The 20,494-nt window shown below is 71.0% G+C and carries 18 protein-coding genes; 6 read left to right on the forward strand and 12 right to left on the reverse strand.

The genetic code is table 11. The annotated features are described in order from the left end of the window. Positions 1-464: 464 nt before the first annotated feature. The 4 genes from QSK37_RS21365 to QSK37_RS21380 all read right to left on the reverse strand — a co-directional run bounded on the left by QSK37_RS21365 (position 465) and on the right by QSK37_RS21380 (position 3,233). Positions 465-728, reverse strand: coding sequence for a hypothetical protein (locus tag QSK37_RS21365; protein WP_285623788.1), 264 nt, complete (start codon positions 726-728; stop codon positions 465-467). Positions 729-806: 78 nt separating this feature from the next. Continuing rightward, on the reverse strand, positions 807-1,652 hold the full coding sequence (locus QSK37_RS21370; RefSeq protein WP_285623789.1) for a DUF899 family protein: 846 nt from the start codon (positions 1,650-1,652) through the stop codon (positions 807-809). 100 nt (positions 1,653-1,752) lie between these two features. Beyond that, positions 1,753-2,364 (reverse strand): dihydrofolate reductase family protein, encoded by a 612-nt coding sequence (locus QSK37_RS21375; RefSeq protein WP_285623791.1) that lies wholly within the window; start codon positions 2,362-2,364, stop codon positions 1,753-1,755. Then, complete coding sequence (locus tag QSK37_RS21380; RefSeq protein WP_285623794.1) at positions 2,361-3,233, reverse strand: NmrA family NAD(P)-binding protein; 873 nt, start codon at positions 3,231-3,233, stop codon at positions 2,361-2,363. The genes QSK37_RS21375 and QSK37_RS21380 overlap by 4 nt, the downstream gene beginning before the upstream one ends. A gap of 137 nt (positions 3,234-3,370) precedes the next feature. Here QSK37_RS21380 and QSK37_RS21385 point away from each other — a divergent pair, with 137 nt between their 5' ends. Beyond that, the gene (locus QSK37_RS21385) at positions 3,371-4,243 is read left to right on the forward strand and encodes a LysR family transcriptional regulator (protein ID WP_285623797.1); all 873 of its coding nucleotides are present in this window, start codon (positions 3,371-3,373) and stop codon (positions 4,241-4,243) included. Positions 4,244-4,556: 313 nt separating this feature from the next. Here the strand turns inward: QSK37_RS21385 and QSK37_RS21390 are convergent, their stop codons facing one another. Continuing rightward, positions 4,557-5,339, reverse strand: coding sequence for an SDR family NAD(P)-dependent oxidoreductase (locus QSK37_RS21390; protein WP_285623799.1), 783 nt, complete (start codon positions 5,337-5,339; stop codon positions 4,557-4,559). 86 nt (positions 5,340-5,425) lie between these two features. Here QSK37_RS21390 and QSK37_RS21395 point away from each other — a divergent pair, with 86 nt between their 5' ends. Together QSK37_RS21395 and QSK37_RS21400 are read left to right on the forward strand one after the other, a co-directional pair. Then, positions 5,426-6,277, forward strand: a complete 852-nt coding sequence (locus QSK37_RS21395; RefSeq protein WP_285623801.1) for a helix-turn-helix transcriptional regulator — start codon at positions 5,426-5,428, stop codon at positions 6,275-6,277. A 713-nt stretch (positions 6,278-6,990) separates the two neighbouring features. Continuing rightward, positions 6,991-8,421 carry an MFS transporter gene (locus tag QSK37_RS21400; protein WP_285623803.1) on the forward strand — a complete coding sequence of 477 codons (1,431 nt, stop codon included), beginning with the start codon at positions 6,991-6,993 and terminating at the stop codon, positions 8,419-8,421. Positions 8,422-8,484: 63 nt separating this feature from the next. On the opposite strand, the gene QSK37_RS21405 is transcribed toward QSK37_RS21400, so the two are convergent. The 5 genes from QSK37_RS21405 to QSK37_RS21425 all read right to left on the reverse strand — a co-directional run bounded on the left by QSK37_RS21405 (position 8,485) and on the right by QSK37_RS21425 (position 14,030). Next, positions 8,485-9,804 (reverse strand): outer membrane protein assembly factor BamB family protein, encoded by a 1,320-nt coding sequence (locus QSK37_RS21405; protein WP_285623806.1) that lies wholly within the window; start codon positions 9,802-9,804, stop codon positions 8,485-8,487. A 57-nt stretch (positions 9,805-9,861) separates the two neighbouring features. Then, the gene (locus QSK37_RS21410; RefSeq protein WP_285623809.1) at positions 9,862-10,620 is read right to left on the reverse strand and encodes an SDR family oxidoreductase; all 759 of its coding nucleotides are present in this window, start codon (positions 10,618-10,620) and stop codon (positions 9,862-9,864) included. A gap of 140 nt (positions 10,621-10,760) precedes the next feature. Then, positions 10,761-12,182, reverse strand: a complete 1,422-nt coding sequence (locus QSK37_RS21415) for an RNA polymerase sigma factor (protein ID WP_285623812.1) — start codon at positions 12,180-12,182, stop codon at positions 10,761-10,763. A gap of 310 nt (positions 12,183-12,492) precedes the next feature. Beyond that, the gene (locus tag QSK37_RS21420; protein ID WP_285623816.1) at positions 12,493-12,885 is read right to left on the reverse strand and encodes a hypothetical protein; all 393 of its coding nucleotides are present in this window, start codon (positions 12,883-12,885) and stop codon (positions 12,493-12,495) included. Positions 12,886-12,899: 14 nt separating this feature from the next. Then, positions 12,900-14,030, reverse strand: coding sequence for an AMP-binding protein (locus tag QSK37_RS21425; RefSeq protein ID WP_285623819.1), 1,131 nt, complete (start codon positions 14,028-14,030; stop codon positions 12,900-12,902). A gap of 179 nt (positions 14,031-14,209) precedes the next feature. On the opposite strand from QSK37_RS21425, the gene QSK37_RS21430 reads away from it, so the two are divergent. From QSK37_RS21430 to menD, 3 genes are all read left to right on the forward strand, one after another. After that, on the forward strand, positions 14,210-15,109 hold the full coding sequence (locus QSK37_RS21430) for a 1,4-dihydroxy-2-naphthoyl-CoA synthase (protein ID WP_285623822.1): 900 nt from the start codon (positions 14,210-14,212) through the stop codon (positions 15,107-15,109). Positions 15,110-15,186: 77 nt separating this feature from the next. Then, on the forward strand, positions 15,187-16,125 hold the full coding sequence (locus tag QSK37_RS21435; RefSeq protein WP_285623825.1) for an o-succinylbenzoate synthase: 939 nt from the start codon (positions 15,187-15,189) through the stop codon (positions 16,123-16,125). Continuing rightward, positions 16,122-17,783 (forward strand): 2-succinyl-5-enolpyruvyl-6-hydroxy-3-cyclohexene-1-carboxylic-acid synthase, encoded by a 1,662-nt coding sequence (gene menD / locus QSK37_RS21440; protein WP_285623828.1) that lies wholly within the window; start codon positions 16,122-16,124, stop codon positions 17,781-17,783. The genes QSK37_RS21435 and menD overlap by 4 nt, the downstream gene beginning before the upstream one ends. Before the next feature lie 68 nt (positions 17,784-17,851). Here the strand turns inward: menD and QSK37_RS21445 are convergent, their stop codons facing one another. Both QSK37_RS21445 and rdmE read right to left on the reverse strand, forming a co-directional pair. Next, positions 17,852-18,646 (reverse strand): tyrosine-protein phosphatase, encoded by a 795-nt coding sequence (locus tag QSK37_RS21445; RefSeq protein WP_285623831.1) that lies wholly within the window; start codon positions 18,644-18,646, stop codon positions 17,852-17,854. A 158-nt stretch (positions 18,647-18,804) separates the two neighbouring features. After that, on the reverse strand, positions 18,805-20,415 hold the full coding sequence (gene rdmE / locus QSK37_RS21450) for an aklavinone 12-hydroxylase RdmE (protein ID WP_285623834.1): 1,611 nt from the start codon (positions 20,413-20,415) through the stop codon (positions 18,805-18,807). Positions 20,416-20,494: the final 79 nt, after the last annotated feature.

The following is a 20,494-nucleotide window of genomic DNA, read 5'->3' on the forward strand; positions in this document are numbered from 1 at the left end:
CATCATCGGCAAAACGCGGCATGGTTAAACGGGACTACGGAGACCGGACGGCCGATCGCGACTCGATTGCGCCGCATCACTCCGGTCGATGTACGGTGAGCGCCTAGCTGTACGAACCTTTGTGGGAAGGGTGGGCTACAGCTTCTGCCCGATCTCCTCGGCGACCCGGCCCGCGAGGTGAACGGCGCCAGCCCGATAGATTCGCGCACAGCTGATCGCGCCATGGATCACCAGCGAGTGCTTCCCGCCCCGCATCGGCCGAAGGACCTCCATCGCCCACGGCACGTCGCTCTTTCTGCCGCCCTTGGTGGCCGGCCCCGGCCACCGCTCAGTGCTCCAGCCACTCGTCAGGCCATGGCTTAGGCAATGCCTGACCTGGATCCAGGCCTGCGACTCTTCGAGCAGTTGCTCCCAGCCGATCGGCTCCGCCTTCCACCAGCTTTTCGCTCCAACGGCGGGCGGCCTCAGTCGTTCCTCGGCTTGCAACCCGTAGGGGCGCTGGTGGGCGCGGCCGGGGTGTCCGTGCTGATCCTCGCCGCCCAGTACGCCCGCAAACGGGAACTGACCACCAGGATCACCAGCGCGCCGCGGCCCGGACCGAGGAAGACCAGCGGCAGCGTCGACAGCGCGACGACGGCCGGCCCGGCGGCCAGCACCGTGCGGCTCCCGAGGCGTCCGATGAACCGGCCGGCGATCACTCCCGCGGCCACGGAGGCCAGGCCCGGCACACCGAAGATCAGACCGGCGGCGACGGCCTCGCTCCCGGCGATTCGATCGTCATCGGGAGCGAGGCCGGCCGGTCCGCGTCAGTGGCAACGGTGGGGTCCGTCCGGTCGCGGCCGTACGGCGCCGAGCTCGTCGGAGTGCCCGGCCTCCAGGCGCGGCCACTGGGCGATGGGGCGTCCGCCCGGCCGCCCCGACGCGGGCTGCCAGCGGGGCGAGCCGGCGTCGGACCTGGTGTCGGTGCACTCCTGCGGCCAGGCGGGCGGTGAGTCCTCCCAGGACTCCTGGCGTCCGTACACGGTGAGGTCCATGAGCGCGTAGGCGTAGTCCATCGCCTCGACGCCGCGCCGGGTCGTCCAGTAGGTCTCGAAGACGCGGTCGCCGTCCCGCAGGTAGCAGACCAGGTGGAACAGGCCGGCCTCGCGCCCGGTGAGCAGGCCGCCGAGGGACGGTTGCGCCGAGTACCAGGGCATCCGCCAGCCCATGAAGTCGCGATAGCGGAGGCTCTCCTCGTAGGAGGTCCGGGGGTCGGCGCCGCCGACGGCGACGTTGCGGCCCTGGCTGAAGACCGCGTAGGTGATGTCGCGCGAGTGCAGGTGGGACAGCTCGGCGACCTGGCCGGCGGAGAAGGTGCAGCCTTCGCACTGCTCGGCCGCGGGCCGGGCGGGGTTCCACATGAAGTAGTAGGCGATGAGCTGCCGGCGTCCTTCGAACGTCTCCAGCAGGGTGAGCGGCCCATCCGGGCCGATCAGCTCCTGGTCGGCGTCCACCTCCACCATGGGAAGCCACCGCCGGGCCGCGGCGATCGCGTCGCCTTCCCGGGTGTGCGCCTTCTCCCGTACGCGCAGCCGGTCCAGTTCGGCCTGGAAGGCGTCCCGGTCGACGACGGGCGGCAGGGCGGAGGGGCGAGGGTCGGGCGCATTGCTCATCGGGACTCCTCAGCGGGTCGGGTCTGGACGGAGTCGCGGTCAGCGCGAGGCGGCCACAAGCGGTTCGCTCCGCAGCGCCGGCCGCGCGTCCGGACGCGGTTCACGGGTTGACCTGTCCCGCCGACGTGTACGTGTTCACGACGATGCCGCACGCGTACGACTTGGAGCGTACGAGCGTAAGCCGGAGACCACCGGCGACAGACCGGAACAGGGACTCGCCGCGACCGACCGCCGTTGGATTGACGTACAACTGATACTCGTCGACCAGGCCCGCGCTGGCGAGAGCGGCGACGAATCCCGTGCCGCCGAAGGCGATCATGTCGGCGCCCGGCCCTGCCTTGAGGCGCGCGATGGTCGCAGCGAGCCCGCCTGCCGCCCATCGGGTGCGCGGCCATCGGAGATGACCGCCTTCGGGGGCAGTGGAGAAAACGATCTTCTCCGCGTCGCCGACCTTACGGGCGAAGGCGAAGTCGGGCTCGTCGGGATGACTCTCAGCGATTCGTGTCCAGTGATCGAGGTAGCCTTCCTCGACCATTTTGCGACTGAGGAGTATCCGGTCGACCGCGCGGAACGTCTCGTTGAAGTCTCGCTTGAGCTCGTCGTCCCATGGCCAGTTCTGCCCCCAGTCCCAGACCTGCCACCGCACCGCCGGGTCGGCCGCTTCGACATAGCCGTCGGCGGACGTCTGCATCTGCACGACGAGTCTGCTCATGTGGTAGCCCCGGCCAGCGCGGCGTGCGCCCAGTCCCGAAGCGACGTGGATGTCGTGGTCTCGTCGTCGCGAGGTGCCAGTGCCCACGGCTGGGCGTCGTTGAAGCTGCGGGCGGTCTCGACGACAGCGTCAGCGAAGGACGGCGGCATGCCTGATGCGAGCATGCTCGCTCTCGCCGCCTCGTAGCCGACTTGTTCGTACGCCACGTCGAGGAGTCCGGCGGCCTCCGCCAGGATCGCTGTCGCCTCCGTCATCGTGAGGTCGGCGTGGCCGTGCAGCTCGTGGACGCCGAGTCGCGGATGGCGCTGCGTCAGCAGTTCGGCGGCCCGCTGCCCGACGTCGCGCGCGGCCACTGTCGGCATCGGCCGATGGGCGGTGAAGGGGGTGCGGAACACGCCGGTGTTCTCTGCCTGTGCCCTGAAACCGAGCCCGTCGGTGAAGTTCTCCATGAACCAGCCCGCACGCAGCACGATCGGCTCGGGGACCGAGCAGGCGCGCAGCCGCTCCTCCATCAGGGCCGCGCCGAGGGATGTACCACGCCGCAGGTGCGCGTTCAGCCCGCTGAGCAGCACCACGCGAGGCACGCCGCTGCGGCGGATGGCGTGTTCGAGCCGTTCCGCGATCGCATCGTCGCGAGCATGCAGGTCCGCACTGGCAAGGTCGAAAGGAACGAGCACGAACGCCCCGTCGGCGTGCTCGAAGGCACGCTCAAGCGCCACGGCGTCATCAACGCCGACCCCACGGCTGCGGGCAACGGCCCGTACGTCGTGGCCATGGCTGGTGAGGTGTCGCTCGACCTCACGCCCGGTCTTGCCCGTCGCGCCGACGACGACGTACGTGCGGCGCTCACTCAACTGGTAGTTCTTCACCCCTGGTGCACCGTATGCACCAGGGCCATGATCGCGAGTCATCATCGTTGTCTCCTTCGCTCGGTGACGACGATGCCGGGTGACGATCGATAGGTCTAATGCCAGTTCTCGCCTGGACGCATGCCTAGAATTTATGGATGGTGACTCTGGTGCAGCTTCGCGTCATCGACGCCGTGCGGCGGCACGGCTCGGTGACCGCGGCCGCGAAGGAGCTGCGGTACACCCAGCCGTCGATCAGCCACCAGCTGTCCAGGCTGGAGGCGCAGGTCGGTGCCCGCCTGGTCCAGCGGGTGGGCCGCGGGATCCGGCTCACCGCGGCCGGCCACCTGCTGGCCGACCGGGCGGCCGAAATCATCGGCCGGGTGGAATCGGCGACCGCGGAACTGGCCGCGCTGGTCGGGTTGAACGCCGGCCGGGTCAGGCTGGCCGGCTTCAACTCCGTCATGAGTTCACTGGTCCCCCAGGCGGCGACCGTCCTTGCCGGGCAGCATCCCGGCCTGGAGCTGGGCCTGACCGACAGCCACCCCGAGGATGCGCTGGAGCTGCTCCGGGCCGGCCAGGTCGACGTCGCCGTCATCTTCCGGTACGACGACACCGTCCCCGAGGACGGCTCCGTCCGCCTGACCCACCTGCTCGACGACCCGCTCTACCTGCTCACCACCGGCGGCGGAACCCTCCTCGCCGACCACGCGAACAAGCCCTGGATCGCGGGCTGCGAACGCTGCCGTCGCCACCTCGTCGAGATGTGCGAACGCGCCGGCTTCTCCCCGCGCCTGGCCTACACCACCGACGACATGGTCGTCATGCAAAGCCTTGTCGCCGCGGGGATGGGCGTCACCACCATTCCCGGGCTGGCCCTGCGCGCCCATCAACACCCCGCGATCACCGCCACCCCGCTACCGACACCATCCCGCCGGATCTACGCGGCCACCTACGGCGAACCACCCGATCCCCCCGCCACCGCCGCACTCCTCGACGCCCTCACCCACGCCGCGACCATCCTGCGGTAGGGCGGTGAGCCCTGTCGCTGCCTCCGTCGGGTTGCGGCACCCGCGAAGACGGCGAGGTACGCCAACAACGGCAAGGCGAGCGTCTCGGCCACTATGGTGAGCGCAGCCGGCCATGGCGTGAACACTCCGCCGCCGCCGGTCAGCAGGGCCGCGGAGCACAAGCCCACGACGAGCACCTCGGCGGGCCGGTCCCTCAGCAGCCCGCCGACCGCGGTGACCGCCCGCGGCAGGCCGTCACGCGGAGGGCACTACCTCGATTCGAGGTAGCCGGTCGATGCTCATTCGCGGTGCCTTCCAGGCCGGGCTCTCCCGTTCAGGCGCCGGCGCCGCCGTCCACCGGTACGATCGCGCCCGTCACCATCGAGGCGCGGTCGCTGAGCAGCCACGCGGCCACCTCGGCGACCTCGCGCGGCTCGGCCATCCGTCCGAGCGGCACCGATGCCTTCACCTGCTCGACGATGCCGGGAGTCGCCGCCTCCCACGCGTCGATCATCTCCGTGGCGGTGCCGCCGGGAGTGATGCCGTTCACCCGGATGCCATCGCCGGCCCAGCTCACCGCGGCGGTCTCGGTGATGCTGTTGAGCGCGCGCTTCATGGCGCCGTACGCGGGGAGAGCGGGGTTCGCGCGACGGCTGCCGATGCTCGACGTATTGACGATCGCCCCGCCGCCGTTCCGCCGCATGAGCGCGGCCTCGGCGGTCATGGCGGTCCAGTGCGCCCGGAAGTTCACCGCGAACTGCTCCTCGACGTCCTCGTCGCTCGTGGTGTCGAGCGGACCGGGCCGCTGGATCGTCGCGCCGTTGTTGAAGGCGCCGTCGAGCCGGCCGTGCACCTCCTCGACGCGGTCGAGTGCCGCGCGGATGCTCGTACGGTCGGCGAGATCCACTGTCACGGCGTCCGCGACGCCGCCGTCGGCGCGGATCTCGGTGACGATCCGCTGGAGGGCGTCGGTGCCGCGGGCCGCGAGCACGACGGCGGCACCTTCGGCGGCGAAGAGGCGGGCCGCGGCCGCGCCGATGCCGCGGCTGGCGCCGGTGATGAACACGACCTTGCCGGTGAGCAGGCCGACGGGTGCGATGTTGATGTCGTTCGTCATGGCGACAGTGTCCGGCCGGCCTCCAGACCGGATGCAGGCACAGGTGGTACCAGGATCCGTCGCCGCGCCGCGTGCAGACTTGGGGTATGGACAAGCAGGAACTCGGGGCGTTCCTCCGCAGCCGGCGCGAACGGCTCCGGCCGGAGGACGTCGGCCTCCCCTCGGGCCCGCGACGCCGGACGCCGGGTCTTCGCCGCGAGGAGGTGGCGGTCCTCGCGCACATCTCCACGGAGTACTACGTCCGGCTCGAGCAGGGCCGGGCGCCGCGACCGTCCGGCGAGGTCCTCGCCGGGATCGCCGGTGCGCTGCGGCTCACGGACGCCGAGTCCGATCACCTCCACGTCCTCGCGGGCACCGCGCCGAGCCGTACCGGGCTGCATCGGCGCGACGTCCGCCCGAGCATCCTCGCGCTCCTCGAACGGCTGCCGCAGACGGCCGCTTTCGTGATCTCCGCCGCGTTCGAGGTGCTCGCGTGGAACGACCTCGCGGCCGCGCTCATGGAGGACTTCGCCGAACTCGCCCCGGAGCACCGCAATCTCGCGCGCCGGGCGTTCCTCGGGCGCGCCGAGGCGATGCTGTACGGGGTCTCCGACGCCGCGGAGTTCCGGCACCACGTCGTCATGGAGCTCCGAGCCACCCAGGCCCGGTACCCGTCCGACCCCGCGGTGACCGGACTCGTCGAGGAGCTCCGCGACGCCAGCCCGGAGTTCGCCCGGCTATGGGAGCGGCACGACGTGCAGGCCGCGTCGATGCTCACGAAGACCTTCCGTCACCCGGTCGTCGGGGAGATCACCGTCGACTGCGACACGCTCGCGCTGACGGACCGCGACCAGCACCTCGTGCTCTACAGCGCGCCGCCGGGATCCCGTGACGCCGAGGCTCTGGCGCTTCTGAACGTACTTGGAGCCCGGTGCGTCAACGAGAACAGACCGCTCTGACAGGCCGCCGCGACTGGTGAGTAGCGCGGCTCCCAGCGTCCCGCGCCGACGAGCAGGTCGTACGCGTGGTGCAGCGGCGGGGAGTTGGGTGCGGCGGCGAACGGCCCCTGCGCCATGCCGCCCACCCAGTGCACGGGCCGCGTCCACGTCGACGGGTCGTCCGGGTCGCAGCCCGTCTCCCGCCACAGCAGCCGCGCGCAGTCCGCGACCACACGCGGCGCGACAGTGCCCTCCAACCTCACGAAGCCGTCGCGGAGGAAACGGGATACCAAGGTCGTGTCATCCATGCCCTCATCGTGTGGCGACACCGGCCCCGCTCACCCGACATTCTCCGCACCGCCTTTGTCGGGTGATCACCGGAGCGCGTCAGGCGGCGTCCGGATCACGAGCGCGCCGAAATGATCCTCCATCCCGTCCCGGTAGGCCTGGTGGATGGTGTCGCACTTGCCGCGGTAGGTGTCGTCCACCGGGTCGACCCGAGAACAGAACAAACGAAGACAAAGCGGCTCACAGGGTTACGACAACGCCCCACCCGAGCCTGCCTGACGTGGGCGACCCGGAGAGCGCCGCGACATCTCCAGCCGTCGCACGCGCCGGAAGATCTCGACGGAATCTTCCTGTGGGCGGTGTCGGATCGGGTCGGTGGTGTTCGTGGTGGTGGTGAGAGGCCGCCCAGGAGGGGCGCCCCGACGGAATCGAGAAGGACGTTCCTCATGACCACCTTGATGGAGCCGGGCACGGTCACCGCACGCCGCTCCAGCCGCCTGATGTGGGCGATCCTGGGGCTGGTGCTGCTCGCCGACGCCCTCGACGTGATCGACGCGACGGTCACGAACATCGCCGCCCCGACCATCGCCCGAGAGCTCAACGGCGGTGAGAGTTTGATCAAGTGGCTGGGACCGGCGTACATGCTCGCCATGGGGGTCCTGCTCGTGGTCGGCGGACGGCTGGGTGACAGGTTCGGCCAGCGCAGGCTTTTCCTGACCGGCATGGGCGGGTTCACCCTGGCCTCGGCGGTCGCCGGGTTCTCACCCGACCCGGCCCTGCTCATCGTCGCCCGGGTCGCTCAGGGAGCGTTCGGGGCCCTGCTCATCCCGCAAGGCATGGCGATCATGACGAAGGCGTTCACCCCCGCCATGCTCGCCAAGGCGTTCGGGCTGTTCGGCCCGGTCCTGGGCCTGTCCAGTGTCGGCGGCCCGGTCCTGGCCGGTTTCCTCATCAGCGCCGACGTGTTCGGTCTGTCCTGGCGCCCGATCTTCCTCATCAACATCGTCCTTGGCGTCATCGGGCTGGTCATGGCCGCCAAGATCCTGCCGCGTGACGACGACGCCGACCGGTCCGCCGTCGTCGACGGCTGGGGTTCGGGCCTGCTCGCGGTGACCATGCTCGGGCTGCTGTACGGCCTGATCGAGGGCTCGACCAACGGCTGGAGCGCCCTCCCGATCGTCTCGATCGTCGTCGGCGTCCTGTTCTTCGCCGCCTTCGCCTACCGTCAGCGCACCGCGACCCACCCGCTCATCACGCCCTCGCTCATGAAGAACCGGGGTTTCACCTCCGGACTGCTCGTGTGCCTGGTCGCCGTCGCCGCCGGCACCGGCCTGCTCTTCGTGCTGTCGCTGTTCCTGCAGGAAGGGCTGCACGTCAGCCCGCGGGACGCCTCGCTCGGTCTGGTGCCGCTCACCCTGGGGCTCGTCGCCGCCGGGTTCGCCGCCATGGGAGGCCTGGTCGCCAAGCTCGGCCGCCGGCTCATCTTCATCGGCCTCACCGTCGACCTCGCCGGTTGCGGGTGGGTCCTGGTCCTCATCGATCACTCCGGGACGAACGCCGGCCTCTGGGCGCCGGCCCCGGCGTTCTTCGTCATCGGCATCGGCCTCGGCCTCAGCTTCGCCACGATCCCCACCGTCGCTCTCGGCGACGCCAAACCCGACGAAGCCGGCAGCGCCAGCGGCGCGTTCAGCTCCATCCAGCAACTCGCCTCAGCGATCGGCTCGGCCGCGATCACCTCGATCTTCTTCCAAGCCACGACCTCCGGACCCGCCCACGCGATGAAGGTCAGCCTCATCGTCGTCCTGGCCGTCACCGCTCTCAGCCTCCCGGTCGTCGCCCTGATGCCCCGCACGGCACCGTCAGAACCCCAGCAGTGAGCGACCGGCGATGGCCGGCCGGCGGGGTGCCTCCCAGCCCGTCGGCCGGCCAGACCGCTTCGGTCATGACGGGAGTCTGCGTGGACTCCGGATGTCGGGGCGCTCGGCGTACAGGTCGGTGTAGAAGCCGCCGCCGACGGCGATGACGCCGTCCGTGACCGGTCCGTAGACGTAGTCCGCCTCGCCGGTGATCGGGCTGCGGCCGAGGACCCTGCCGGTCCGGCCGTCGAAGACGGCGAGTTCGCGGACGGCCGTGCCGTTCCTGCTGACCTCGGACACGACGTAGACCCGGCCGTCGGCCACGGCAAGGCTCTCGCCGAGCTGGGGGATGTGGCCGGATGGGCTGCGCCACAGCTCGGCGCCGGTGACGGGATCGTATCCGCAGATGGCCTCGTCCTTCTTGTCCATGCAGACGTTGAGCTGGAGCCCTCCGGCGAAGGCGACCGGCTGGTCCTTCCACCGCCGCTCGGCCATGACCCGGCCGGTCGCCGGGTCGAGAAGGCTGGTGGTGTCATCGTTCGCCACGGCCAGCCGGCCGCCGACCAGCCCGAGGGTGTCGACCATGTCACTGGGGCGTGACGCCCCGGCGGACAGCTGTGAGACGCGCAGCACCCACCGTGTGGCGCCGGTCGCCGGGTCGAAGCCGACCACGGCGTTGTTCCGCGAGCCATAGTCGTTACAGGCGATGGCGAGGGTGCCCGGCACCACGGTCACATGGGAGAAGTCGCTGTCGTACGGACAGGTGCCGGGCCACTTCGTCGTCCAGCGGACCTTGCCGGTCGTACGGGAGATCCCGGCCATTCCGTCGCTGCCGATGAACGCCAGCGTCGCCGCCTCGGCGTCCGGCACGATGGAGCGGTCGTCTCCGATGCCGGGCATCTTCCGGGACCATCGGATCCGGCCCGAGCGGATGTCGACCCTCACGAGCTCACCGCTCGTCGATTCGAGGAAGACATCGCCCGCCGAACGATCGACGCCGCCCACCGGCACCCCCTTGCCCTTCGGGTAGCGCCAGTAGACCCGGCCCGTGACGATGTCGACGGCCCGCACACCATCACGGGCGGGCATGATCGCGAGCCCGCCGTAGATCACCGTGGACCGGGGGACGGAGGCCACCGGTCGCGCCGAGCGCACGGGTGGCTGCGCCGCCACCGGCTGAGGGAACCGCCCGTACGGCCCCCGCATCCCGTCGGCGAACACCGCCCAGAGACGAGGCGCACCCCAGAACGCCAGGACGACCGCGATCAGAGCCGCCACGACCACGCCCAGTCGCCACCACGGCCCCCGCCTGACCGCCGGTTCGTCGACCGTCCACGACATGACGGTCTCCACGCGCGGCGTGGTGGAGGACGGGCGGGGCCGCGGTTCGCTGTCGTCGGTCATCGGTGATCCAGTCTCAGTCGGCGGAAGTCAGGTTCAGGCCGGAAGGCCCCTGGACTTCTACCACGGCACCGGGCCGTCCTCGCTGAAGAAGCCGGCGGTCGGGCCGTCCGGGCCGAGGGTGGCCAGGCGTACCAGGACCGCGGCGCCCTCGGCGGGGGTGAGGTGGCCGGTGTGGTTGTTGGCGTCCGTGGCGACGTAGCCGGGCGCGACGGCGTTGACGAGGAATCCGTCCTTCCGCAGCTCATTGGCGTACTGCACGGTCAGGGCGGTCAGCGCCGTCTTGGAGGGCGTGTACGCGGCCGAGGGGAGCAGCGCCGTGAAGGGGCCGTCCGGGTCGCTGTTGATGGTCAGCGACGAGGCGTGGCTGCTGACGTTGACGATGCGCGGTGCCGCTGAGCGCCGCAGCAGCGGCAGCATGGCGTTGGTCACCGTGATCACCCCGAACACGTTGGTCTCGAACACCGTCCGCACCATGTCCAGGTCGACGGAGCTGGGGATCTGGTCGCGGGCGTCGGCGGGGTCGACCCGCCCGGAGCCGCTGATGCCAGCGTTGTTGATCAGTACGTCGAGGTGGCCGAAGCGCTCCTCGACCAGTTCGGCGGCCGCCTGCACGGTGGCCGGGTCGGTGACGTCCAGGGTGACCGCGTGCACGTCGCCGCCGGCCTCGCGCAGCGCCGCGGCGGCCTCCTCACCGCGCTGTGGATCTCTGGCGCCGATCAGCACCGTCATGCCCAGCGCGGCGAGTTGTTCGGCGGCCGCCCGGCCGATTCCCTTGTTCGCCCCGGTGACCAGCGCGACCTTCTGCTGTGCGCTCATATCCCGCTCCTCGTCATGGGAGGGTGCGTTCTGCTCGGCACCCGTCTTCGCAAACGGAGACGAGGCAGCGCGCCGCTCTGTGACATCCGGCGAAAAGAAAGGACCCCGCCGGTCGGGCGGGGTCCTTGACGGTGCGGTGCTCAGCTGGCGAAGTCGAGCAGCGGCCGGGCGTTGCTCGGGTGCCGCAGCTTCGACAGCGACTCCTTCTCCAGCTGACGGATCCGCTCGCGGGTCAGGCCGAGGTGCTTGCCGATCTCGTCCAGCGTGCGCGGCGTTCCGTCGTACAGGCCGAAGCGCATCGCCATGATCTTCTCCTCGCGGGCCGACAGCACGCCGAGGGCGCGCCGCAGCTGGTCGGCCATGAGCTGGCGGTCGACCAGTTCGGAGGCCTCGGGAGTGTCGGTGTCCTCGATGAGGTCGCCGATGCGGGTCTCGCCGTCCTCGCCGATCGTGGAGTCCAGGCTGATCGGCTGGCGGCTGGTGCGGAGCAGCTCCTGGACCTGGGCGGGGCTCTTGTCGAGCTCCACGGCCAGCTCCTCCGGAGTGGGCTCGCGGCCGAGACGCTGGTGCATCTCGCGCTCGACCCGGCTCAGCTTGCTCAGCATCTCCAGGACGTGCACGGGCAGCCGGATCGTACGGGCCGAGTCGGCGAAGCCGCGCTGGATGGCCTGCCGGATCCACCACATGGCGTACGTGGAGAACTTGTAGCCCTTGGTGTAGTCGAACTTCTCGACGGCGCGGATCAGGCCGAGGTTGCCCTCCTGCACGACGTCGAGCAGCGACAGGCCGCGGTCGGCGTACTTCTTGGCGACCGACACCACGAGCCGCAGGTTGGCCTCCAGCATGTGGGCCTTGGCCCGCTGGCCGTCCTCGGCGACGAGCCGCAGCTCTTCGCGGGCCCGTGCGGACAGCTTGGCGCCGCTCTCCAGCTTGTGCTCGGCGTAGAGCCCGGCCTCGATGCGCTTGGCGAGGTCGACCTCCTGGGCGGCGGTCAGCAGCTGCCGGCGGCCGATCGCCTTGAGGTAGGTGTGCACCGAGTCGCCCATGACCGAGGACTGGTCGTCCAGGTCGGTCGGGGCGTCCACCTCGAAGTCGTCCGTCTCGGCGGTGGTGACCGGCGTCTCGACGGGAGCGTCGGCGGCCAGGACCTCCTCGGCCGGGCCGTGCTCCTGCTCGACGGGCTCGGTGACCTCGGTGTTCTTGGCCTTGGCCGAGCGGGCGGTCCGGGTCGTCTTGGTCCGGGTCGCCTTCGCCTTCGGCTTCGCCGTGGCGCGGGCGGGCTTGGCCGGCGGGGCCTTCTTGACAGCGCCCGTACCCTTTTTCTTGGTGGACGAAGTCTTCGGCTCACCGGCGGCCTTGTCCTGACTGGCCAGTCGCACTCCGGCGTCGGTCAGCTCACGGATGATGGAACGGCCCTGCGCGGGGGTGATACCGGCTTCCTGAAAGGCGTTCCGCACCTCGTCAAGCGAGAGGTGCCCCTGAGAACGGCCACGGTCGAGAAGCTCCTCGAGAGGCGTCGTGGTCGGCGCTGCGTGCGCGGCGGTAGCAGCGGTTCGCGGCATGAGGACACCTCCCTCCCTTCGTACGTATCTTGGCGGCATGGGACGTGCGTCTCTGGCATATGCGCGCACTATCCGAAACGCGCAGTTGTGTCTGGGTTGTTCCCGCAGGGCGGAAACTTTCACCTGCCCGGGGTGGGCTCCACCGTAAAGCCTGACGCTCGCGGGCGTCGTCTCCGCGGCCGTTCGGGCCGGTCGGACCACGGTACGCCCCTTCCGAGGCGGACTCCAGCCGCACTGGTCACGCCGATCCGGCGGCCGCTCCGTGTGACAAGTAACACTATGGGACGCGGCGGCCCCGGGAGCCCCATGGTCAGCCGCGCGCCTGGATCGTCGTGGCCCTCAGCGTGCAGGTGGCGACCCTCAGGCGGGTCGAGCAGGTCCAGCGGTCGATCACGGCCAGACCGGCGCTGCCCTCGGCCGGAGTGGTGGGGTCGTAGTACTTACGGAACACCCGCAGCGCCGTGACGCAGGTCGTGCGTCCCTTCACGACGACGACCCGGGCCGGATACCCGCCGAGCGCGTCGACCCTGCCGCAGACGGCGCCGGCGAGGGCCGGGCGCGGCGGGCCGGTCGGCGTCCGGGCCGGTTTGGGGATCACCAGCGGAGGGCCGGAGGGCTGCTGTCGCTTTCCGGAGTGTCCTCCGGTCGAGCATCCGGCGAGCGCGACAAGCGCCACCAGAGCGAGTACGCGGGGTACGACCACGGGCAGCGATTCTCTCAGAGCGGGCGGCGCAGGCGTACCCGATCCGGCTTCCCCGACGCCAGCAGCGGAATCTCGGGGACCAGCTCGACGGCGCGCGGCGCGGCGTGCGCGGGCAGGGTCGCACGGACGTGGTCGCGCAGCTGCTCCAGGGTGGCGGATCCGACGACGACGGCGGTGACCCGCTCGCCCCATTCGGGGTCGGGCCGGCCGACCACGACGACGTCCTCGACGCCGGGGTGGGTGCGCAGGAGGTGCTCGACCTCGCCGGCGACGACCTTCTCGCCGCCGGTGATGATGACGTCGTCGGCGCGGCCGCGTACGCGCAGCTCCCCGTTCTCGATCACACCGAGGTCGCTGGTGACGAACCAGTCCCCGTCCAGGACCGCGGCGGTCAGGTCGGGCCGCAGCCGGTAGCCGTCGAACAGGACCGGGCCGGCGAGGCGGATCCGCCCGTCGTCGCCGACGGCCGCCGAGACGCCGTCGAGCGGCACGCCGTCGTAGACGCAGCCGCCGCAGGTCTCGCTCATGCCGTAGGTGGTCAGGACCCGGCCGCCGGCCGCGCGGGCGGCCGCCAGGAGATCGGGGGGAGTGGCGGCCCCGCCGAGCAGGATCGAGGAGAACACCGACAGGTCGTGGTCGAGCATGCGGCGCAGCTGGGTCGGCACCACCGAGATGTGCTGGGCACCGCTGGCCACCGCGTCGGCGGGGGAGAACCGCTCGTGCACGATCGGGGTGGTGCCCGTGACGATGGAGCGGGTCAGCACCTGGACGCCGGCGATGTGGTCGGTGGGCAGGCAGCACAGCCAGCGGTCGCCGGGGGCGGCGCCGATCCGGTCGAGCGTCGCGGTGGCCGAGCGGGTCATCGCCTCGGCGGACAGCTCGACGATCTTGGGTCGGCCGGTGGAGCCGGAGGTCGCGATGAGGACGGCCGCGTCGGTGGGCTGCCCGCCGTCGCGGCCCGCGATGCCGTCGGGGGTCTCGACCGCGGCGGGGGAGAGCGCGTCCAGGATCGAGCGCAGCGCGGGGTCGGGCAGCGCGGGGGAGAGGGGACAGATCGCGGGGCCGCTGCCGTCGAGGGCGGCTTCGAGCCGCTGGGCGATGGCGGGTCCCGGCGGGAGGATCACGGCGTGGAGGGGTCGGCTCATGGCGCCGTTCAGGCTATCGAGCGCCGCCGCTCCGGGCACGCCGGGGACGCATGAAACTTACTATGTAAAGGCGCCGGGCTTGAAAATCCTCCTTTTCGAACGAACACCAGACCCCGATCCACGACACAGGCGGCGGACCGCTTGAATGGCAGGGCGCCGATCGCCACGAAAGGACACGCATGGTCTCCGAGCTGTTCGACCCGGACGCCTGGAAGGCGGTGGAGGGCTTCGACCTCACCGACATCACCTACCACCGGGCCGTCGATCACGGCACCGTACGGATCGCGTTCAACCGGCCCGAGGTGCGCAACGCGTTCCGTCCTCACACCGTGGACGAGCTGTACCGCACGCTGGATCACGCGCGGATGTCCAGCGACGTCGGGTGCGTGCTGCTCACGGGCAACGGCCCGTCGCCGAAGGACGGCGGGTGGGCGTTCTGTTCGGGCGGTGACCAGCGGATCCGTGGCCGGGACGGCTACCGGTACGCCGAGGGGGAGACGGCCGAGACGATCGATCCGGCGCGGTCGGGGCGGCTGCACATCCTTGAGGTGCAGCGGCTGATCCGGTTCATGCCCAAGGTCGTCGTCTGCGTGGTGCCGGGCTGGGCCGCCGGCGGCGGGCACAGCCTGCACGTGGTGGCCGACCTGACACTGGCGAGCCGGGAGCACGCGCGGTTCAAGCAGACCGACGCGGACGTGGCGAGCTTCGACGGCGGCTTCGGGTCGGCGTACCTGGCGCGGCAGGTGGGCCAGAAGTTCGCCCGGGAGATCTTCTTCCTGGGCGAGACCTATGACGCCGAGGCGGCGCACCGCATGGGCATGGTCAACGCCGTGGTGCCGCACGCGGAGCTGGAGCGGACGGCGCTGGAGTGGGCCCGCAAGATCAACGGCAAGAGCCCGACGGCGCAGCGGATGCTGAAGTTCGCCTTCAACATGATCGACGACGGGCTGGTGGGACAGCAGGTCTTCGCCGGTGAGGCGACCCGCCTGGCGTACATGACGGACGAGGCCGCCGAGGGCCGCGACGCCTTCCTCGGCAAGCGTGAGCCCGACTGGTCTCGTTTCCCCTGGTACTACTGACCTCCGATGTACGTGCCGGGGACGAGCGGTCGTAGGGTTGGGCGAACGCGAGAGTGACAGGATGAGGGGTCGGGCCATTGCGGGTGTTCGCCATCCCGATGCGCACGCGGTTCCGCGGCGTGACGCGAAGAGAAGGGGCGCTCGTGCGCGGCCGGGCGGGATGGGGAGAGTTCTCCCCGTTTCCGGAGTACCGTCCGGCGGAGTGCGCCCGCTGGCTGGCGGCGGCGTACGAGGCGGCCGATGAGGGCTGGCCCGAGCCTCGGCGCACGCGGATCCCGGTCAACGTGACGGTGCCGGCGGTCGGCCCGGAGGCCGCGCACGCGATCGTCCGCTCCTCCGGGTGCCGTACGGCCAAGGTGAAGGTGGCCGAGCCCGGGCAGGACGAGCGTGAGGACATCGCGCGGGTCGAGGCGGTGCGTGACGCGCTCGGGCCCGGCGGCCGGGTGCGGGTGGACGCCAACGGCGCGTGGGATCCCGACACGGCTGTTCGCATGCTGCGGGCGCTGGGTGAGCTGGAGTACGCCGAGCAGCCGTGCGCGACCCTGGAGGAGCTGGCGGCCGTACGGGCGCGGGTGGACACGCCGGTGGCGGCGGATGAGTCGATCCGCCGGGCCGAGGACCCGTTGCGGGTCCGCGCGGCGGACGCCGCGGACATCGTGGTGTTGAAGGTGCAGCCGCTGGGCGGGGTACGGGCCGCGCTGGCCGTGGCCGAGGCGTGCGGCCTGCCGGTGGTGGTCTCCAGCGCGGTGGAGACGTCGGTGGGGCTCGCGGCGGGTCTGGCGCTGGCGGCGGCGCTGCCGGAGCTGCCGTACGCCTGCGGATTGGGCACCCTGTCGCTGCTGGAGGGCGACGTCGTCGCCGATCCACTGGCGGCGGTGGACGGCGTGATCGAGGTGCGGCGGCCGCGGGTCGATGAAGAGATGCTGGCGCGGTACGAGATCGACGGTGACGGCTGGCGGCGGCGCGCGGACGAGGCGCGTGCGGTGCTCGACGAGCGGCGGGGAGCGGCACTGTGAACCCGGCGACCGCCCTGGCGACCGTCCTGGTGGACGAGCTGACGCGCTGCGGGCTGACCGATGTGGTGCTGGCGCCGGGGTCGCGGTCGGCCGCGCTGGCGCTGGCGCTGTTCGAGCAGTCGAAGGTGCGGCTGCATGTGCGGATCGACGAGCGTTCGGCGTCGTTCCTGGCGCTGGGGCTGGCCAAGCGGAGCGGCCGGCCGGTGGCGGTGGTGTGCACGTCGGGTACTGCCGCGGCGAACTTCCACCCGGCGGTGGTGGAGGCGCACGAGTCGGGGGTGCCGCTGCTGGTGCTGACCGCGGACCGGCCGCCGGAGCTGCGGGGGACGGGCGCGAACCAGACGATCGACCAGGTGAAGCTGTACGGTTCGGCGACGCGGTGGAACTGCGAGGTCGGCGTGCCGGAGGAGCGGCCGGGCATGATCGCCTATTGGCGGTCGCTGGCGAGCCGCGCCTGGCACGTGGCGCTGGAGCCGGATCCGGGTCCGGTGCATCTCAACCTGGCGTTCCGTGAGCCGCTGATCCCCGACGGCGACGAGTCGTGGTGTGAGCCGCTGGACGGTGACGCGACGGGGCCGTGGACGAAGGTGCGGGCGGCGACGCCGGGGTCGGTGCTGCATGTGCCGCCGACGCGGCGGGGTGTGCTGGTGGTCGGCGACGGCGCGGTGAACGTCAAGCGGTACGTCGCGGCGGCGTCGATGGCGGGCTGGCCGGTGCTGGCGGAGCCCAACGGCAACGCGCGGTACGGCGATCACGCGCTGTCCTCGCATCACTTCCTGCTGGGGGTGCCGGAGTTCGTCGAGCGGCATCGTCCGGAGGTGGTGGTGACGCTCGGCAAGCCGGGGTTGTCGCGTCCGCTGCTGTCGTACCTGCGGCGTGCGGAGGAGCACGTGGTGGTGACGCCGTCGCTGGCGCGGTGGCCGGATCCGGTGCGGTCGGCGACGCAGGTGGCGCAGGAGGCGGAGATCCCGGTCGTGTCGGGCGACGACGCGTGGCTGAAGGGGTGGCGGACGGCCGACCTGGTGGCGCGGAACGCGGTGGACGCGGTGCTGGATGAGTCCGGTGAGCTGTCGGAGCCGCGGCTGGCGCGTGATCTGGTGTCGGCGATGCCGGGCGGGTCGCTGTTGCTGGCGGCGGCGAGCATGCCGATCCGGGATCTGGATCAGACGATGCATCCGCGGCGGGGGATCCGCATCCTGGCGAACCGGGGTGCGAGTGGCATCGACGGTCTGGTGTCGACGGCGGTCGGTGCGGCGTTGGCGCACGGCAACCGGGCGTTCGCGCTGCTGGGGGATCTGGCGTTCCTGCACGACCAGAACGGTCTGGTGATCGGGCCGCAGGATCATCGTCCGGATCTGGCGCTGGTGGTGGTGAACAACGCCGGCGGGGGGATCTTCTCGCTGTTGCCGCAGGCGGCGTTCCCCGAGCCGTTCGAGCGGGTCTTCGGCACACCGCATCAGGTCGATCTGGCCTCGGTCGCGGCGGCGCACGGGCTGCCGTACACGCGGCTGGAGGCGATGGACGGCCTGACGAAGGTCATGACCGGTGAGGGGCTGCGGATCGTGGAGGCGCGTACGGACCGGGCGGCGAACGCCGCGTTGCACGCGCGGATGCGCGACGCCGCGCAGGAGGCGGTCCGGGCGTTCATCGGCGCCTGACCGCCCGCGCCCCGCGCTCCTGCGATCGAGGCCGGGTCGTAGGCCGCTGGTGTCCGAGCGTCCGGTGGTCACGCCCGTAGGGCGGCGCGGAGGGCGGCGGTGTCGTCGTCGGTCCAGCCGTGGTGGTGGAGCCAGCCGAGCGGGCCGCCGTGGCGTTCGTCGAGGATGGTGAGGAACTTCTCCATCGTGGCGGCGTGCGGCCGGTGGGAGTCGGCGGGCCGGGAGTCGAGGTCCTGGGCGTAGGTCGTGCTGCCGCGCAGGCGGCCGAGGACGGCCTCGAGGCGGTCGCCGGTCGCGGCGTAGTCGGCGACGATGTGGTCGCGGGGGACGCCGAGGACGTCCAGGGCGAGGGCGATGACGACGCCGGTGCGGTCCTTGCCGGCGGCGCAGTGGACGATCGAGGGTCCCTGGGCCATGACGCGGAGCGCGTCCACGACGGAGTCGGGACGGTCGGCGAGGTAGGCGAGGTAGTGGTTGACGCTGCGTTCGCTCTCGGGGCCGTCCTCGTCGGGGCGGTTCTGCCAGGGGAGGATCTTGTCGGTGTCGACGGTGGGAGCGGTGTCGGCTTCGACGTCGGTGAGGCCGCCGCCTTCGGCGAACAGGGACAGGTGGTGGATCGTCACGCGGGGTTCGCGGGTGAGCGGGCCGGGGCCTTCGGCCACGACTTCGGTGTCGCTGCGCAGGTCGATGACGTGGCGGACGCCGATGTGGGTCACGAGGCGGTCGACGTCGGCGGGGGTGAGGCCCTGGAGGTTGTCCGAGCGGAGCAGCCGGCCGGTACGGAGTGCGCCGCCGTCGGTGGTGGTGAGTCCGCCCATGTCACGGACGTTGACCGCGCCGTCGAGTTCGATCCATCGAGTCATGCTGACGACCTTAGCCGGGGGAGATGTAACCTTCTGGGCGAGTTCGTCCCGTCGGGGTGGCGGGGCCGAGGCGCGTCGAGCGGGTGACGAGATTTCCCGGGCGATGCCATCGCCGCAAAGTGGCGAACTAACCGCAGGTCAGCGATTTCGTTGCGTGCCTATCTCGCCAACGCCGTTGTGAGCGCTCCAAGCAGGACCTGCGCCGGATCGCTCGGCGCCTCGGCGGTGCGCCAGGCGACGGCGCCATCCGGCCGGACCAGGCTCACACCCGACGCGCCGATCCCGTACCGGGCAAGGAACTCGCCCTCAGTGTCGGCCAGGTCGTCGCCGATCGTGTGGGTTCGCACGGTGATACCGAGGCGGGCGGCGACATCGTCGGCAACGCCGGTCCAGAATCCACCCTCAGCTCCAGACAACAGCACGAAACCGTGGCCAAAGAGGTCCACGGTGGACAGTTTTTCGCCGTTACAGCGCAGCCACACATGCGGTGCCCGGAATCCGGGCCGGCCGGTCGGCCGGTACGGATCCTCGGTGTCCGCGGGATCGTCATCCGTTGCGAGGATCGACGCAGAGCGGTAGCGGAACCCGAGCGTAAGCTCGACCGCACGCTTCTGGTCGGAGATCTGTTCGTCGGCCGGGTCCTCGGAGTCTTCGGTGGCCGCCGCGGGCCCGCGGCTGCCCGCCAGCCGCAACGCCTCGGCGACGACCCGCTCGGCGACCGGGCGCCGCTCGGCGTCATAGGTATCCAAGAGCGCGGTTCCGGCTGTGGAGCCGAGCACAGCGGCGAGCTTCCACGCCAGGTCGTAGGCATCACCGATCGCGGTGTTGCCGCCGAACCCACCGCTGGGCGGGGTGACCTTGGCGGCGTCGCCGGCCAGCAGTACCCGTCCCACCCGGAACCGGTCCGCCACCGAGGCTGCCATTTCCCACGGTCGCACGGCCCTGATCTCCGGTCGGAGGTCTGGCAACTCGGTGATCAGCCGGATCAGCTCGGTGCACCGTTCGGTGGTGAAGTCCTCCAGGGACTGTCCGGCGGCCGGGTCGTAACCGACGCTGTACAGGTGGCGGTCGATCGCATGGTCGACGGTGATGAACACGCCGTTGGCCTGCTCGTTGTGGAGCACGTGCAGTGTCGGCGGCTCCGGGTCGACCAGGTCACCGAGGTCGGCGTCGAAGATGATGCTGACGTTGTACCCGAGGCTGCCGGGACCGTGTCGGTCGACGCCGAGTGCCTCGCGCACGTCGCTGCGGTTGCCATCGGCGGCGACGAGGTAGTCCGATCGCACCTGGCTCATCTGCCCGTCGCGGCGCCCGCTGAGCATGGCGATCACACCGTCGTCATCCTGGCTGAAAGACACCAGCTCGGTGTCGAAGCGCAGTTCGGCGCCGAGATCCTCGGCGCGCCGACGCAGCAGCGGCTCCAGCTTGTCCTGGCCGGCCGTGCCCAGCCTGGCCGGGGACAGGGCGCTGAGGTCCGTGGTGTCGGTCTCGGAGACTTCCTCGTGAAAGGTCGGCCCAGGCAGACTGGCCGCAATCCTGACCCTGAACTTGGCCAGGCTCGGGGTGAGGGTCGGCACGTCCCCAGCGAGCCCGCCGAACCCCAGCAGCTCCATCGTGCGCTGGTTCTGCCCCACCGCCCTGGGAAACAATGAGGTTCCTGAGCGCCGCTCGACCAGCAGCACGTCGACTCCGCGCTGCGCCAGGAACATCGCGCTGGCCAGGCCGGCCAGTCCCGCCCCCACGACCAGCACCGACACCCGTTTCTCCACGACTCTTAAATCCTCCGCCAAGTGTTAGCTCTCTCTTTTAGAGAGAATAAGATCTCGAGGCTATCTGCTCAGGTGTCCG

It is taken from the genome of Actinoallomurus iriomotensis, assembly GCF_030269445.1.
Classification (GTDB): domain Bacteria; phylum Actinomycetota; class Actinomycetes; order Streptosporangiales; family Streptosporangiaceae; genus Actinoallomurus; species Actinoallomurus iriomotensis.